This window comes from Bacteroides acidifaciens, assembly GCF_903181435.1.
GTDB lineage: Bacteria > Bacteroidota > Bacteroidia > Bacteroidales > Bacteroidaceae > Bacteroides.
This window is the reverse complement of record NZ_CAEUHO010000001.1, coordinates 2,639,527-2,656,366: the sequence shown is the minus strand read 5'-3', so window position 1 is coordinate 2,656,366 and position 16,840 is coordinate 2,639,527. Positions and strand designations below refer to the sequence as shown.

Genomic DNA, 16,840 nt, shown 5'->3' with positions numbered 1-16,840 from the left:
ATATAAAACCGAACATCATGAAAAAGTACTTTTTTTATTTAAGCATCGCTTTAGTGACTTTTGTAGTTACTTCTTGTGGTCTGAAAGGAAACCACACTTCTAGTGGACGTGCATACGAGCTTTTGGTAGTAGTAGATCACGGTGTTTGGGATCGTGCGGCCGGAAGGGCTTTGCATGATGCACTGGATTCTGATATGCCCGGCTTGCCGCAATCGGAACCTTCTTTCCGTATTATGTACACTTCGCCGAAAGATTATGATTCTACGTTGAAGCTGATACGTAACATTATTATTGTAGATATACAGGACATATATACGAAAGCCTCTTTCAAATATGCGAAAGATGTGTATGCCAATCCGCAGATGATTCTGACTATCCAGGCTCCGAACGAAGAAGAGTTCGAGAAGTTTGTGAAAGAGAACAGAAAGACGATTGTAGACTTTTTTACCCGTGCGGAAATGAATCGTCAAATCACTTTGCTTGAAGAAAAGCATAGCAATTTCATCTCACAGAAAGTAGATAGCTTGTTTGGATGTAACATTTGGTTGCCTGCTGAGTTGACCAACTCCAAGACCGGTGAAGACTTCTTCTGGGCTTCTACCAATACGGGTACTGCCGACCGCAATTTCGTAATGTACTCTTATCCTTATACCGACAAGGATACATTTACCAAAGAATATTTCGTTCACAAGCGCGATTCTGTGATGCAGGCCAATATTCCCGGATTCAAGGAAGGTGTTTATATGGCGACCGACAGCTTGCTGACAGATGTCCGTCCCATCAACGTACAGAACAGCTACACACTCGAAGCGCGCGGACTATGGCGCATGAAAGGCGACTTCATGGGTGGTCCGTACGTATCGCACACTCGCTTGGACGAGAAGAACCAACGGATTATTACAGCAGAAATATTTGTTTATTCACCGGATAAAATGAAACGCAACCTGGTTCGTCAAATGGAAGCATCTCTTTATACACTGAAACTTCCTAATGAAGTTCAGCAGAATCAGATTCCATTGGGCGGAGTAACCAAAGAGGCGGAACAAACTAATAAATAAAAACATGGAAGATAGCAAAATAAGAATTGGCATTACTCAGGGAGATATAAACGGGGTAGGCTATGAAGTGATTTTAAAGACATTTTCAGACCCTACCATGTTGGAACTTTGCACTCCGATTATTTACGGCTCACCGAAAGTGGCCGCTTATCATCGGAAAGCATTGGATATACAGACTAATTTCAGTATCATCAATACGGCTTCCGAAGCAGGATACAATCGTTTGAGTGTATTGAACTGTACGGATGATGAAGTGAAAGTGGAATTTTCCAAACCCGACCCAGAAGCAGGTAAAGCTGCATTGGGAGCTTTGGAACGTGCCATTGAAGACTATCGTGAAGGCTTGATTGACGTCATCGTAACGGCTCCTATCAATAAACATACGATTCATTCGGAAGAGTTCTCATTCCCCGGACATACGGAGTATATTGAAGAACGTCTGGGGAATGGCGACAAGTCATTGATGATCTTGATGAAGAATGATTTCCGTGTAGCTTTGGTGACGACGCATATCCCTGTCAGGGAGATTGCGACTACGATAACCAAAGAACTGATTCAGGAGAAGCTGATGATATTCCATCATTGCTTGAAACAGGATTTCGGAATCGGTGCACCGCGCATTGCAGTGCTGTCTCTCAATCCTCATGCCGGCGACGGTGGGCTGTTGGGGATGGAAGAACAGGAAGTGATTATTCCTGCAATGAAAGAAATGGAAGAAAAAGGAATTCTTTGCTACGGTCCTTATGCAGCCGACGGCTTTATGGGTTCGGGCAATTATACGCATTTCGACGGTATCTTGGCTATGTACCACGATCAGGGGCTGGCTCCGTTCAAGGCATTGGCTATGGACGATGGAGTGAACTATACGGCAGGTCTGCCGGTAGTACGCACTTCTCCGGCTCATGGCACTGCTTATGATATTGCAGGTCAGGGACTGGCAAGTGAAGATTCTTTCCGTCAGGCAATCTATGTTGCCATTGACGTGTTCCGCAATCGTCAGCGGGAGAAAGTGGCCCGTGCGAATCCGTTGCGGAAGCAGTATTACGAGAAGCGGGATGATAGCGATAAACTAAAACTGGATACAGTAGACGAAGATTAAAAAGAAGTAATGACAAGAGCGGAGATACAACAAGTGAAACAGCGTTTCGGTATTATTGGTAATACCGAAGCATTGTCACGTGCCATCGATGTTGCCATTCAGGTAGCTCCTACCGATTTGTCTGTGCTGATTACAGGAGAAAGCGGTGTCGGAAAGGAGAGTTTTCCACAGATTATTCATCAATACAGCCGGAGAAAGCACGGGCAGTATATTGCCGTCAACTGCGGGGCCATCCCCGAAGGTACGATTGATTCCGAACTGTTCGGCCATGAAAAAGGCGCTTTTACCGGTGCTATCGGTGAACGGAAAGGGTATTTCGGTGAAGCGGACGGCGGTACTATTTTCCTCGATGAAGTAGGGGAGTTGCCGATGCCTACCCAGGCGCGTTTGCTTCGTGTCCTGGAGAGCGGTGAGTTTCTGAAAGTAGGTTCATCCAGGGTACAAAAGACGGATGTGCGTATTGTGGCGGCTACCAATGTCAATCTTGTACAGGCTATTTCAGAGGGACGTTTCCGTGAAGACTTGTATTATCGGTTGAACACCGTGCCCATTCAGATACCGCCTTTGCGTGAGCGTGGAGAAGACGTGCTCCTGTTGTTCCGTAAATTTGCGGCGGACTTTGCGGAGAAATACCGGATGCCGGCTATTCAGTTGACGGAGGACGCGAAAAAGGAACTGCTGGCTTATTCGTGGCCGGGCAACGTGCGCCAGTTGAAGAATATCACGGAACAGATTTCTATTATCGAAACGAACAGGGAGATTAACGCTGCTATCTTGCAGACCTATCTTCCTACGCAAAATATGCAACGCCTTCCGGCATTGATGGGAACGCGTGAAAGCAAAGGCTTTGAGAGTGAACGGGAGATTCTTTATTCTGTTCTGTTCGATATGCGTCAGGAGGTGGCGGAACTGAAGAAAATGGTGCACAACCTGATGGCTGAACGTGCCGGACAAGTAAGCCAAGTAGGAGCGATGGTTACCACTCCGGTGGTGACGGCAGCCCATCAACCTTCCGTGCCTGCCATTATTCATGCTGTGCAGCCACCTCAACCCACTGTTTGCAGGGATGACGATGACATACAGGATACGGAGGAGTATGTCGAAGAAACACCGATGTCACTTGATGAAGTAGAAAAAGAAATGATACGCAAAGCGCTTGAGAGACATCACGGAAAACGGAAGAGTGCGGCTAAAGATTTGAATATTTCTGAGCGTACACTTTATAGAAAAATAAAAGAATATGATTTGGATTAAGAAGATAATACGCCCTTTGTTGCTGGTTGTTTTGCCGGTAGTGGTTATCGCATGTACTGTTTCATATAAGTTTAACGGTTCGTCTATCAATTATGATAAGGTGAAGACGATTTCCATTGCCGACTTTCCGATAAAGTCGGAGTACGTATATGCTCCGTTGGCAACGAAGTTTAATGAAGACTTGAAAGATATATTCATCCGCCAGACCCGTTTGCAGTTATTGAAACCGAACCAGAATGCGGACCTACAGATTGACGGAGAAATCACTGGATACAATCAGTACAATCAGGCAGTATCCGCTGATGGTTACTCTTCGGAAACGAAGCTGACCATTACAGTCAATGTACGCTTTGTCAACAACACAAATCATGCCGAAGACTTCGAACAACAATTCTCAGCTTTCCGTGTCTACGACTCCAGCCAACTGTTGACAGCCGTACAGGACGGGTTAATTGCCGAAATGTCTAAAGAGATAACCGAACAAATATTTAATGCAACCGTAGCAAACTGGTAATATAAATGACTTCTGCTAATTTTCAACAATGGATTCAGCATCCTGAAACGCTGAACAGGGACACTCTGTACGAACTGCGCAATCTTCTTGCAAGATATCCGTATTTTCAGTCGCTTCGCTTGCTGTATCTCAAAAACCTGTATATTCTGCATGATATTAATTTCGGTGGTGAACTGCGGAAAGCCGTTCTTTACATAGCCGACCGACGGAAGTTGTTCCAACTGATTGAAGGCAGCCGCTTTGACCTTCAATCCCGGAAAAAAGGGGTGGCACTGACGGAAGTGTTGAAAGACGAGCCGTCCGTAGACCGCACACTGGCATTGATTGATGCTTTCCTGTCAACGGCTCCCGAAGAAGTAACCGCCCAAACCGGATTTGACTACTCGATGGACTATACTTCTTACTTGCTCGAAGAGACTTCCGCTACGGATACATCGGCAGAAGAAACCCCTAAACTAAAAGGGTTTGAACTGATTGACAACTTCATAGAAAAAAGCGAAAGTGACTCTCCCCGTACAATGAAACCTCTGCGGGAAGAAATCGAAGTACCTGTTACTCCTTCGGACGAAACATGTGCGGAAGAAGAGGCAGATGATAGCTGTTTTACAGAAACTTTGGCTAAAATCTATGTTAAACAGCAACGATATTCGAAAGCACTTGAAATAATTAAAAAATTAAGTTTGAAATATCCAAAAAAAAATGCTTACTTTGCAGACCAAATCAGATTTTTGGAGAAATTGATTATTAACGCTAATTCAAAATAACTAAAAATGTACTTATTATTCGTTATCTTAATGGTGATTGCAGCCCTGTTGATGTGCTTCATCGTGCTGATTCAGAACTCAAAAGGGGGCGGACTTGCTTCCGGTTTTTCTTCATCCAACGCTATTATGGGCGTACGCAAGACTACAGATTTTCTGGAAAAAGCAACATGGGGTCTGGCTATTTTCATGGTTGTAATGAGCATTGCTACCGCTTATGTTGTTCCTCGTTCTGCCGTTGCTACAGACGCAGTGTTGGAACAAGCACAGAAAGAACAACAAACTAACCCGTATAACTTACCCGCAGGTACGGCTGCGCCTCAGTCTGAAGCTCCTGCTACTAACGCACCTGCTACGGAAACTCCGGCATCGGCTGCCGAAACTCCTGCTCCTGCAGCTGAGTAATTCGCTTCGGGTTATAGAGATATTTGGGTAAAACCATTTTTCATGAGAGAGCAAGAAACGTTCTCTCATGATTCTTTATATAGGCACGGATTACACGGATTACACGGTTTTTGATTAATCAATTTCTTAAAACCGTGAAATCCGTGTAATCCGTGCCTAAATATAATAATAAAAACTATCTTATTTTGATGAAAACAATGGAGATTTAATTAACTTTGTTGCCCGTTATGATATTATTAATTACCTTAAAATATAACAATGACAGAACAATTTAAACAGAAATTGAATGACTCCGCAATATTACGCTGGAGTGTTCTAGCATTGGTCGCGTTTACTATGCTATGCGGCTATTTCCTCACCGACGTAATGTCTCCGCTAAAACCCATGCTTGAGAAAGAATTATTATGGGACAGTCTTGATTATGGTTTTTTCACAAGTGCTTACGGATGGTTTAATGTATTCCTGTTGATGCTGATTTTCGGTGGTATCATTCTGGATAAGATGGGTGTCCGTTTCACCGGAATGGGAGCATGTATGTTGATGGTATTCGGTTGCGGATTGAAATACTATGCGATTTCTACCACCTTCCCGGAAGGCGCCATGCTTTTCGGATTCAAGACGCAGGTCACTTTGGCTGCGTTGGGATATGCAATTTTCGGTGTTGGCGTGGAGATTGCAGGTATCACTGTTTCCAAGATTATTGTGAAGTGGTTCAAGGGCAAGGAAATGGCGTTGGCTATGGGGCTTGAAATGGCTACGGCACGTATTGGGACAACCTTGGCGATGGTGATGACAGTGCCTTTGGCAGACTTCTTCGGATATGCGGACGAGAGCGGTGCGTTCCACACCAATATTCCTGCTCCGATTCTGTTTTGCCTGATTATGTTGTGTGTAGGTACAATTGCCTTCTTCATTTATACTTTCTATGATAAGAAATTGGATGCGTCTTTGGATGCGGAGGGTTTGGAACCGGAAGAACCGTTCCGCATGAAAGATATTGTATATATCATCACAAACAAAGGATTCTGGTTGATTGCCTTGTTGTGTGTATTATTCTATTCGGCAGTTTTCCCGTTTATCAAGTATGCTGCCGATTTGATGGTGCAGAAATATAACGTTGACCCGACACTGGCAGGAACCATCCCCGGATTGTTGCCGATTGGCGCCATTATATTGACGCCGTTGTTCGGTTCGTTATATGACCGTATCGGTAAGGGGGCTACGCTGATGATAATTGGTTCCGTCATGTTGATTTTCGTACATACGATGTTTGCTTTGCCTATTTTGAACATATGGTGGTTTGCCACTATCATTATGATTATCTTAGGTTTTGCTTTCTCACTGGTGCCTTCGGCTATGTGGCCTTCTGTTCCGAAGATTATTCCGGAAAAACAGTTGGGTACGGCATATGCCTTGATTTTTTGGGTACAGAACTGGGGACTGATGGGTGTACCTTTGTTGATTGGATGGGTATTGAACTCTTATTGCAAAGGTCCGGTGGTAGACGGTGCGCAGACTTATGACTATACGTTGCCGATGAGTATTTTTGCTCTCTTTGGCGTGTTGGCGCTGATTGTTGCTTTATTGCTGAAGGCAGAGAACAAGAAGAAAGGCTACGGCTTGGAAGAAGCAAATATTAAGAAGTAATAAAACGATGGCTGCCAAAGAGAAAATAAACCTGTTAGAGGTTATTCCCTGCCGCAGTGAACATATTACAGCAGAACGGGAAGGGGAGACTATTGTGCTCTCCTTTCCTCGTTTTAAGTATTCGTGGATGCAACGCTTCCTTGTGCCGAAAGGAATGTCGAAAGAGCATCATGTGCATTTGGAAGAACACGGTACGGCTGTATGGGAACTGATAGACGGGAAACGAACGGTTCGTGAGATTATAGAAGAACTCGCAGACCATTTTCAGAATGAAACGGGCTACGAGTCGCGTATATCTGCTTATCTTTATCAGATGCAGAAAGATGGATTTGTAAAGCTGATGACGCCGATTGTATAAATGGGAATTTTATTTAATGAATATAGCCCAAAGTATTACGGCAATTGCAACCAGTGTGCCCATAATGATGAGCGTTCCCCATACGAAATAGTTGCTGTCTTTCTCTTTTTTCTTTTCGGAGTCTTTAATAATGCGCTCCATTTCTTCCGGCGTTGTGTCAGGCAGTGAGAAATGTTCACCGGCTTGGGTCATCTGCTTCAACCTCTGGCTGGTGCGTTCGCGCCGTAGGCGGGAAGCTTCCCGCCCTTCGCTTAATCGGCGTATCATATCGAGCATATGTCCTTCACCGCCCATATTCTTTTCTTTTTAGAAGTTTTTTAGTTGCCTTCTTCTCTGTCTACTTTGATTAATCCGCCTGTATTCGGGTCAAAATATACTTTGATAGTAGAGTTTTTGTTGAACAATACCGGAGCCAGATATTCTATTATACCGAATTGAGTGACAGGAAGTTCGCCTTCGTATAGCTTTCTCTTGCCGTCGGTTAGTGTAACCAATGCTTGTCCGGGGACGTTGTAAGCAATCCCATCCAAGTCCTTTTTCTTCTTTCCATCCTCTTGTGGCATCTTGACTGTTTTTAAGTCTTTCAGGCTGATATAGAATGGAGTTCCTGCCAGGTCATTGTTGGCAACCACTCCCAGTTTCTTAGAGAAACGGAAAGCAACTTCATTATTGAATTCCTTGTCAGGCGTAAGCCGGACAGTAAATGTCTTTTCTTCCTTGTCCTGTATGCCGGAGAACATTTTGGTCATGGCCTCTTCCTGTAGATTGAGGTTGTCGAGCATGATTTTAAGCTGCGCGCCATCCGAGGGCATATTGTCTGCTTGTCCGCGTAATAAGGCATTCTTGCTTTCGCGGATATTGTAGATTTCTTTGGCTACCAGTTCTGCCATCTTAGCGGTAGAACTTGCCATTAGAATTTCTTCGGTCAGGAAGTCGCGGGGATTTGCGTTCTTCTGGAGAGCAGGAGTGGCCGGGGTAGTCTTCTTCGTGGAGCCGCTTTGGCGGTAAGGTACGTTGATAGATTTCACTATCCCGCTCTCTGTTAGTTCCATCAGGGGGGCTACTGTTTTATCTTTCAGTTTTACGAAATAAGTAGCCTCACTGTTCGGCACTCCTACCGATTTCACTTTTACGCTGGTCAGTTCCCAGTATGTTTCGGGCTCGGCGGATACATTGTTCAATCGCAGATAGCGGTCGGCATATTTGCTGAACTCCCCTGGAGTATAGTTGACCTTGTTGGTTTTAATTTCAAGTTCTATCTGGGTTTTTGGAAGGCTGTATACCACTCCATAGTCCTTTCCACGGGTGACACCTGTCAGTACTTCGGTTTGTGCGTAAGCGGAAGTTGCCATAAGTAGTCCCGCTGCTATAATCAACTTTTTCATATTCGGTTCTCTTTTAACTGGTTTTGAAAACAAAGTTAATGAAGTTATTGAAAAAACTGTAAGTTCTTAACTTTTATTCGCTTACAAGTCGCCAGGCTGTGGGTAGGCAGGTGACAATATCACTTGCTATCAATCCAATCATGCCTTGTTTCTTTTGGGCTATATCTCCTGCTAATCCGTGGATATAAGTTCCTATTTTAGCAGCTTCCTCGGTGGGGTAGCCTTGTGCCAGCAGTGCCAGGATAACTCCGGTCAGCACATCACCGCTGCCACCGGTTGCCATTCCCGGATTGCCTGTCGGGTTGAAGAAACATTTGCCTTCGGGAGTGATGATGGCGGAGTACGCACCTTTCAGGATAATATGGACGTGGGCGGCATGCGCCAGTTCACAGGCTTTCATCAGGCGTTCGTAAGAGTCTTGGCATTTGCCAGTCAGCCGTTCCAATTCCTTTGGGTGAGGAGTGAGGACAGAGCCTTTCGGTAGATGTGTGAGTGTGTGACGGTGGTTGGCGAGGATGTTCAGCGCGTCAGCATCCAGTACAACGGGAGTTTGGCAATGTTCGAGTTGCTCGATAAGGGCAGCTTCCGTTTCCTCGTTCCGTCCCAGTCCCGGACCGATGCCGACTGCCTGGTAATCGTCAGTGTCGGTAGGAACGGCGAAATAGTTTTCGCTGGCATCAGTTTCTACCATTGCTTCGGGTGCGGAAGTTTGCAGGATGTCGTTGTTGCATATCGGAGCGTGCACGGTGAGCAGTCCTACACCGGAGCGCAGACAAGCACGGGCAGCCAATACGGATGCACCTGCCATCCCTTTCGAACCGGCTATCAGCAGTGCATGACCGAAATTTCCTTTATGGGCAAATTGCTTGCGGGGCTTGATAAGCGAGCGGATTTCTTCAATCTCCAGCATTTCATAGTTTGTCTCCGTCTCTTCGATTCCCTCTTCGCTCAACTGGATATCCAGCAATTCCCATTCTCCTACGAACTCGGTGTTTTCTGCAAAGAGGAAAGCAAGTTTCGGTAGTTGTAGGCTGAAAGTAACGTCCGCACGGATAATATTGCTTTTGACGTTGAATGTATTCTCTTCTCCCATCAGTCCCGAAGGGATGTCGATAGCTACTACCATGGCGGGAGAGGAATTGATGTATTTCACTACGGCTGCAAATCCGCCGCTCAACGGTTTGTTCAGTCCTGAGCCGAATAATCCGTCAATCACTAGATGGTCCGGTGTCAGAACCGGTGGGACAAACTGCGTGCTGATTTCGTGGAATGATACTTCTTCCATCATTTCCACCAGTTCTTTGTTCGTTTGGCAGTCGGGCGAAAGATTTCCTTTCGTATTAAAGAGATATACTTCTGTCTTATATCCTTTTTCAGCCATCATGCGGGCTACGGCAAGGGCGTCTCCACCGTTATTCCCCGGCCCTGCAAAAACAGTGACGGGTGTTTCCGTACCCCATCTGTCTGTAATGGCTTTGGTTAGTACTGTTGCTGCACGTTCCATCAGGTCTATTGACGCAATCGGTTCGTTCTCAATGGTATAAGCGTCCAATTTCTTGATACTGCTGCTTGGAAATATTTTCATTACAATGTTCTTTTAGTTTTCGACCTACAAATGTACATGATTCTTCTGACTTTTCCCGTTTGTTATAGGAAGAAAACTTGTTAATCACGGTTGGATAGGGGGTGGGATATTGCTGGATAAGTTATTATTTATCTATTGATAAATTAGCCAACTTGAAAATTGGTCATTTCTGTGTTGGATGAGTTAAATCTATGAAAAGGATGAATTTAGAGTCTGTATAGTAAGTGTAAACAAAACGTTATCATTCTCATATTACTAAATGACGAATCCGAACTAATTATCAGATTGCCACGATGTACGATTTCTTTATGTTATTCGTAATTATGTCTGGCATTGCTTCGCTGATTCTGTTCCTTTTTTCGAAGAAATTACAGAAGATGATGCACGGAGTGGAATAAAAATTGTATTTTTGCGACAACTTTTTTAAAATTACCGGTTATGGATACCATTCAGATAAAAGACAAGCTATTTACCGTTTCTATTAAGGAACAAGATATTCAGAAAGAAGTGATTCGCGTAGCGAACGAAATTAACCGCGACTTGGCAGGTAAGAATCCGCTTTTCCTTAGTGTGTTGAACGGTTCGTTCATGTTTACTGCTGATTTATTGAAGCATATCACAATCCCTTGCGAAATCTCATTCGTGAAACTGGCTTCTTATCAGGGGGTGACTTCCACTGGAGTGATAAAAGAGGTTATCGGTCTGAATGAGGACATCACCGGACGTACGGTGGTCATTGTAGAGGATATTGTGGATACGGGACTGACGATGCAACGCCTGTTGGATACATTGGGCACGCGCAATCCCGAATCAATTCATATCGCTTCCCTGCTGGTGAAACCAGAAAAGCTGAAAGTAGACCTCAACATCGAATACGTGGCGATGGAAATTCCGAATGACTTCATCGTAGGTTACGGACTCGACTATGACGGCTTCGGGCGTAATTATCCCGACATTTATACAGTGGTAGATTAAATTCAAATACAAATTAATTTTTAGGTAAAAAGATGTTGAACATTGTAATTTTCGGTGCTCCGGGTTCTGGAAAAGGAACACAGAGCGAACGTATTGTAGAAAAGTATGGAATCAACCACATCTCTACGGGAGATGTATTGCGTGCTGAAATCAAGAACGGCACAGAGTTGGGTAAAACAGCTAAAGGCTACATTGACCAAGGACAATTGATTCCTGACGAATTGATGATTGATATTCTGGCAAGCGTATTCGATAGCTTCAAAGATAGCAAAGGTGTGATTTTCGACGGTTTCCCGAGAACAATTGCACAGGCGGAAGCATTAAAGAAAATGTTGGCTGAAAGAGGACAGGATGTTTCGGTTATGGTAGACCTCGATGTTCCCGAAGAAGAACTGATGGTACGTCTTATCAAACGTGGCAAAGACTCCGGTCGTGCGGACGACAACGAAGAGACTATCAAAAAGCGTCTGCATGTATATCATTCACAGACTGCACCGCTGATTGACTGGTACAAGAACGAGAAAAAGTACCAACATATCAACGGTCTGGGTACTATGGAAGGTATCTTTGCAGAAATCTGCGAAGCAGTAGACAAGATTTGATAAACGATTAGCGTTTAGTGATTAGTGATTAACAGAATGCAGTGCATGTTTTTTAATTACTAGTCACTAATCACTTTCAACTATATTAATCACTAACCAACTAATCACTAATAACGTGGCTGAATCGAATTTTGTTGATTACGTAAAGATATACTGTCGCTCGGGTAAGGGCGGAAGAGGCTCTACGCACATGAGGCGCGAGAAATATTGTCCTAACGGAGGTCCCGATGGGGGCGATGGCGGAAGAGGAGGTCATATCATCCTGCGCGGTAACCGTAATTATTGGACATTGCTTCATCTGAAGTATGACCGTCATGCAATGGCTGGTCATGGCGAATCGGGAAGCAAGGGGCGTAGCTTCGGAAAAGACGGCGCGGATAAAATAATAGAAGTGCCCTGCGGAACGGTGGTTTACAATGCCGAAACCGGAGAGTATCTTTGTGACGTGACCGAAGACGGACAGGAAGTGATTCTGCTCAAAGGCGGTCGCGGTGGTCAGGGCAACTGGCATTTCAAGACGGCAACCCGTCAGGCTCCGCGTTTCGCGCAGCCGGGAGAACCGATGCAGGAAATGACCGTTATCATGGAGTTGAAGCTGCTTGCCGATGTCGGTTTGGTAGGTTTCCCCAATGCGGGAAAGTCTACATTGCTTTCTTCCATTTCGGCGGCAAAGCCCAAAATTGCCGATTATCCGTTTACTACGCTCGAACCGAATCTGGGTATCGTTTCCTATCACGGTGGAAAATCTTTCGTAATGGCGGATATTCCGGGAATTATCGAGGGAGCCAGTCAGGGCAAAGGCTTGGGACTGCGTTTTCTGCGTCATATCGAACGTAACTCATTACTGCTGTTTATGGTTCCGGCAGACAGCGACGATATTCGTAAGGAATACGATATCCTGCTGAACGAACTGCGTACCTTCAATCCTGAAATGCTGGACAAACAACGTGTGCTGGCTATCACCAAGAGCGATATGCTCGACCAGGAATTGATGGACGAGATTGAACCTACACTGCCCGAAGGCATACCACACGTATTCATATCTTCTGTTTCCGGTTTGGGAATCTCCGTATTGAAGGACATTCTTTGGGAAGAACTGAACAAGGAAAGCAACAAGATAGAAGCAATCGTTCACCGTCCGAAGGACGTGACCCGTCTGCAACAGGAACTCAAGGACATGGGCGAAGATGAAGACATCGACTATGAATATGACGAAGATGTTGACGATGAGGACGATGACTTCGATTATGAATACGAAGAAGAAGATTGGGAAGATAAATGATTACACTTACGAAACATAATGAGTTGAAGGGATATAAATCGTTGGATGTATATCCCGAAGTAGCTCATTTCGTTACTACTCGTCACGAAGGTGTCAGTACGGGAGCTTATGCCTCATTCAACTGCTCGCCTTATACCAATGACTCATGCATGAATGTCTATCGCAACCAAAGCTGGTTGTTTCAAATCATGAATCATCAGATTAAGGAACTATTTATTCCGGAGCAGATGCATGGTTGCGCTAGTCTGATAATCAATGAATCTTTTTTTGAAGACTCGTTGGAAATAAGACGGAGCCTTCTGCGGGGAGTAGACGCATTGATTACCAATGTGCCGGGATATTGTGTCTGCGTCACGACTGCGGATTGTGTGCCTGTGTTGCTGTACGACAAAAAACAACATGTAGTGGCTGCCGTCCATGCAGGATGGAAAGGAACGGTGAAGCATATCGTTACCAATGTTATGGACCAGATGAACCAGGGTTTCGGAACTCAAGGTGAAGATGTGGTAGCCTGTATCGGTCCGAGCATCTCGCTTGAATCCTTTGAAGTGGGTAATGAGGTTTATGAAGCTTTTAAGGAAAGCGGCTTTGACATGTCCGCCATCTCTATTAAAAAGAAGGAAACGGGTAAATATCATATAGATCTGTGGGAGGCCAACCGGATTGAACTGCTTGATGCGGGAGTGCCTGCGGAACAGATTGAAGTAGCCGGTATCTGCACCTATATTCATCATGATGAATTCTTTTCGGCACGCAGGCTGGGTATTGATTCCGGCCGTATCTTGTCGGGAATAATGATAAGAAAGTAAGATTCGGCGTCTGTAACGTTGTTTTTTTACGCTGATAATTGGTTTATGATAAAGTTATGTTTGAAATAAAAGTATCTCAGGAAATAAAGGATGCGTGTCCGGTTTTTGCTGGGGCAGCCGTATATGCCGCAGTGAAGAACACTGCTTATTGCGAAGGTCTTTGGCAGGAAATCAATGCATTCACCGAACAGCTGACTTCCACTACGCAAATGGAAGACATTAAACGTCAACCGGTAATTGCAGCCACCCGCGAAGCGTACAAGCGTTGCGGAAAAGACCCCGGACGTTACCGTCCGTCGGCAGAAGCTTTGCGTCGTCGCCTGATGCGCGGGATTCCTTTATATCAGATTGATACGTTGGTAGACCTAATCAATCTTGTTTCTCTCCGCACGGGACACTCTATCGGTGGTTTCGATGCCGATAAGATACAAGGCACGCATCTCGAACTCGGCATCGGAAAGGCGGAAGAACCGTTCGAAGGAATCGGACGCGGAGTGTTGAATATCGAAGGGCTGCCCGTATATCGTGATTCTTTTGGCGGAATCGGAACACCTACAAGCGACCATGAGCGTACAAAGATGGACGTGGGTACCACTCATATCCTTGCTATTGTCAACGGTTACAATGGAAAAGAAGGTTTGAAAGAAGCTGCTGAAATGATTCAGTCTTTATTAAGGGACTATGCGGAATCGGACGGCGGTGAACTTTTATTCTTCGAATAACTATTTCTCCCTCTAATAACTAACCTCTATATTACTACTTATGAAGAACAACAAAATTTACTTTTTGGGAGCCTGTCTCCTGTCTGCCTTGACTGCATTCTCGCAGAATATTAGCTTACAACCTGCTCCCCAAGAGCTTATTACCCGTGATAAGACCATCGTTCTGCCTGCCATCTATCAACTGGAAGGTGAAAAAGAAGCAAATCCTCATGCTATGGAACTCCTTAAAGAACTGCTTCCGGGAAAGCAAAGTACGAAACAAGGACTCCGTGTCTATATCGGTGAGAAAGGAGACAAGAGTGTGCGGAAGTATAGCCGCCTGATTCCTAATCGCGATGAAGCTTACTACCTGTCAGTGACCGACAAGGAAATCGTCCTGGCTGGAAGTGACGAACGGGGCACCTATTATGCTTTACAGACTTTTGCGCAACTGCTGAAAGATGGAAAATTGCCGGAAGTGGAAATTAAGGATTATCCTTCTGTCCGTTATCGTGGGGTAGTGGAAGGATTTTATGGAACTCCCTGGAGCCATCAGGCACGTCTCAGCCAACTGAAGTTCTATGGCAAGAACAAAATGAATACCTATATATACGGTCCGAAAGACGACCCGTATCACAGCGCCCCTAATTGGCGTTTGCCTTATCCAGAGAAGGAAGCCGCGCAGTTGCAGGAACTGGTAACGGTAGCCAATAACAATGAAGTGGATTTTGTATGGGCCATCCATCCGGGACAGGATATTAAATGGAATCAGCAAGACCGTGATATACTACTGGCTAAGTTCGAGAAGATGTACCAGCTCGGAGTCCGTTCATTCGCCGTCTTCTTTGACGATATTTCCGGTGAAGGAACCAATCCGCAGAAGCAGGCGGAACTTCTGAACTATATTGATGAGAATTTTGTGCAGACGAAACCGGACGTGACTCCGCTTATCATGTGCCCCACCGAGTACAATAAAAGCTGGTCGAACCCGAAAGGCAACTACCTGACTACCTTAGGAGGGAAACTGAACCCTTCTATCCAAATCATGTGGACGGGCGACCGGGTAGTCTCCGACATTACCCGTGACGGTATCTCCTGGATTAACGAGCGCATTAAACGTCCTGCATACATTTGGTGGAACTTCCCTGTATCCGATTATGTACGCGACCATCTGCTTCTCGGTCCGGTTTATGGCAATGACACTACGATTTCCGGACAAATGTCCGGCTTTGTCACAAATCCGATGGAGCATGCCGAAGCATCTAAAATCGCTATTTACAGTGTGGCAAGCTATGCTTGGAATCCTACGAAGTATGATACCTGGCAGACGTGGAAAGATGCCATCCGTACTATCTTGCCGGATGCTGCGGAAGAACTTGAATGTTTCGCTATACATAATTCCGATTTGGGTGTGAACGGACATCGGTACCGTCGTGAGGAATCACAGGACATTCAGCCTGCTGCCGAACGTTTCCTTAAAAACTATATAGAGAATGGAAAGTATGAAATGGCGGACTTTGAAGCATTGCAGAATACATTCGAACGCATGAAGGAATCTGCTGATATCCTGCTGATTAATACAGAAAATAAACCCTTGATTCAAGAGATGACCCCTTGGCTGTATCAGTTCAGACTGTTGGCTGAAACGGGAAAAGAGGTATTGAATATGGTAAATAGCCGGGATGACTTCTCTCATTCTTATTTCCTTCGGAAGTATAACCATGTGAAAGCCTTGCAGCAACAGATGTTTGATATTGACCAGACATACAATCAGAACCCCTACCAACCGGGAGTAAAGACAGCTACAAGGGTGATAAAACCACTGATTGACCGCACCTTTGCAATTACCGTCGAACGCTATAATCAAAAGAACGGAACTTCTCTGGATGCTATTACAGACTATATGCCGCACAAGCTTATAAGTGATGTGGAGCAAATAAAGAATCTGCCGTTGCAAATAAAAGTGAACCGGGTGCTTATTTCACCGTCCAATGAAGTGGTGAAATGGGGAGCAGGGAAAATGGTTGAAATAGAACTGGATAATACTTATCCGGCAGAGAGTATACAAATCGACTTCGGAAAGAAAGAGCCGTCTGCATGGGGACGTTTTGAAATCTCCGTAGACGGCAAAGAATGGAAGGCGATAGACCTCGTACAAAAGGGCAGCAAGCTTATAGCGGGATTGCAGAAAGCTCCGGTGAAGTTTGTCCGGTTTACAAATACGGGCAATGAAGAACAGGAAGTGTATCTGCGCCAGTTCGTGCTGACGATAGAAAAGGGGAAATAAAATAATTACCATTTCTTCGGCTTGCGGTATTCCCGTGGCGACACTCAAGTGAAACAGTATTAAAAAGTTTCTCAAATAGAGGCTGTCTAAAAAGTCGGTTCTATTTCCATTCTCCTCC

General features: G+C 45.0%; 17 protein-coding genes. 14 read left to right on the top strand and 3 right to left on the bottom strand.

Features of this window, described 5'->3' with window-relative positions:
* Positions 1–17 precede the first annotated feature (17 nt).
* The 8 genes from CLIN57ABFB40_RS11270 (at position 18) to CLIN57ABFB40_RS11235 (ending at position 7,096) form a co-directional block, all read left to right on the top strand.
* Positions 18–1,058, top strand: a complete 1,041-nt coding sequence (locus tag CLIN57ABFB40_RS11270; protein ID WP_175630130.1) for a DUF4837 family protein — start codon at positions 18–20, stop codon at positions 1,056–1,058.
* 4 nt (positions 1,059–1,062) lie between these two features.
* Complete coding sequence (gene pdxA / locus CLIN57ABFB40_RS11265; RefSeq protein ID WP_175630129.1) at positions 1,063–2,157, top strand: 4-hydroxythreonine-4-phosphate dehydrogenase PdxA; 1,095 nt, start codon at positions 1,063–1,065, stop codon at positions 2,155–2,157.
* Between the two features lie 9 nt (positions 2,158–2,166).
* Positions 2,167–3,411, top strand: a complete 1,245-nt coding sequence (locus CLIN57ABFB40_RS11260; RefSeq protein ID WP_175630128.1) for a sigma-54 interaction domain-containing protein — start codon at positions 2,167–2,169, stop codon at positions 3,409–3,411.
* Positions 3,398–3,925 (top strand): LptE family protein, encoded by a 528-nt coding sequence (lptE, locus tag CLIN57ABFB40_RS11255; RefSeq protein ID WP_175630127.1) that lies wholly within the window; start codon positions 3,398–3,400, stop codon positions 3,923–3,925. The genes CLIN57ABFB40_RS11260 and lptE overlap by 14 nt, the downstream gene beginning before the upstream one ends.
* Before the next feature lie 5 nt (positions 3,926–3,930).
* A complete protein-coding gene (locus CLIN57ABFB40_RS11250; RefSeq protein WP_175630126.1) occupies positions 3,931–4,689 on the top strand; it encodes a tetratricopeptide repeat protein in 759 nt (252 codons plus the stop codon).
* Between the two features lie 6 nt (positions 4,690–4,695).
* The gene (gene secG, locus CLIN57ABFB40_RS11245) at positions 4,696–5,091 is read left to right on the top strand and encodes a preprotein translocase subunit SecG (protein WP_175630125.1); all 396 of its coding nucleotides are present in this window, start codon (positions 4,696–4,698) and stop codon (positions 5,089–5,091) included.
* 258 nt (positions 5,092–5,349) lie between these two features.
* On the top strand, positions 5,350–6,738 hold the full coding sequence (locus tag CLIN57ABFB40_RS11240; protein WP_175630124.1) for an MFS transporter: 1,389 nt from the start codon (positions 5,350–5,352) through the stop codon (positions 6,736–6,738).
* A 7-nt stretch (positions 6,739–6,745) separates the two neighbouring features.
* A complete protein-coding gene (locus CLIN57ABFB40_RS11235) occupies positions 6,746–7,096 on the top strand; it encodes a PqqD family protein (RefSeq protein ID WP_175630123.1) in 351 nt (116 codons plus the stop codon).
* Between the two features lie 9 nt (positions 7,097–7,105).
* Here CLIN57ABFB40_RS11235 and CLIN57ABFB40_RS11230 read toward each other — a convergent pair whose 3' ends face one another.
* From CLIN57ABFB40_RS11230 to CLIN57ABFB40_RS11220, 3 genes are all read right to left on the bottom strand, one after another.
* The gene (locus CLIN57ABFB40_RS11230) at positions 7,106–7,390 is read right to left on the bottom strand and encodes a hypothetical protein (RefSeq protein WP_175630122.1); all 285 of its coding nucleotides are present in this window, start codon (positions 7,388–7,390) and stop codon (positions 7,106–7,108) included.
* 23 nt (positions 7,391–7,413) lie between these two features.
* On the bottom strand, positions 7,414–8,481 hold the full coding sequence (locus CLIN57ABFB40_RS11225) for a DUF4831 family protein (RefSeq protein WP_175630121.1): 1,068 nt from the start codon (positions 8,479–8,481) through the stop codon (positions 7,414–7,416).
* 73 nt (positions 8,482–8,554) lie between these two features.
* A complete protein-coding gene (locus CLIN57ABFB40_RS11220; RefSeq protein ID WP_175630120.1) occupies positions 8,555–10,066 on the bottom strand; it encodes an NAD(P)H-hydrate dehydratase in 1,512 nt (503 codons plus the stop codon).
* Between the two features lie 438 nt (positions 10,067–10,504).
* On the opposite strand from CLIN57ABFB40_RS11220, the gene hpt reads away from it, so the two are divergent.
* From hpt to CLIN57ABFB40_RS11190, 6 genes are all read left to right on the top strand, one after another.
* Positions 10,505–11,041 (top strand): hypoxanthine phosphoribosyltransferase, encoded by a 537-nt coding sequence (gene hpt / locus CLIN57ABFB40_RS11215; protein WP_175630119.1) that lies wholly within the window; start codon positions 10,505–10,507, stop codon positions 11,039–11,041.
* A 32-nt stretch (positions 11,042–11,073) separates the two neighbouring features.
* Positions 11,074–11,643, top strand: coding sequence for an adenylate kinase (locus tag CLIN57ABFB40_RS11210; protein WP_175630118.1), 570 nt, complete (start codon positions 11,074–11,076; stop codon positions 11,641–11,643).
* A gap of 115 nt (positions 11,644–11,758) precedes the next feature.
* Positions 11,759–12,925, top strand: a complete 1,167-nt coding sequence (gene obgE, locus CLIN57ABFB40_RS11205) for a GTPase ObgE (RefSeq protein ID WP_175630117.1) — start codon at positions 11,759–11,761, stop codon at positions 12,923–12,925.
* Entirely contained in the window at positions 12,922–13,734 is an 813-nt protein-coding gene (gene pgeF / locus CLIN57ABFB40_RS11200) for a peptidoglycan editing factor PgeF (RefSeq protein WP_175630116.1), read from the top strand. Before obgE ends, pgeF begins: the two co-directional genes overlap by 4 nt.
* A gap of 56 nt (positions 13,735–13,790) precedes the next feature.
* Positions 13,791–14,456 carry a B3/4 domain-containing protein gene (locus tag CLIN57ABFB40_RS11195; protein WP_175630115.1) on the top strand — a complete coding sequence of 222 codons (666 nt, stop codon included), beginning with the start codon at positions 13,791–13,793 and terminating at the stop codon, positions 14,454–14,456.
* A 40-nt stretch (positions 14,457–14,496) separates the two neighbouring features.
* Entirely contained in the window at positions 14,497–16,722 is a 2,226-nt protein-coding gene (locus CLIN57ABFB40_RS11190) for a beta-N-acetylglucosaminidase (protein WP_175630114.1), read from the top strand.
* The last annotated feature ends 118 nt before the right edge of the window (positions 16,723–16,840 follow it).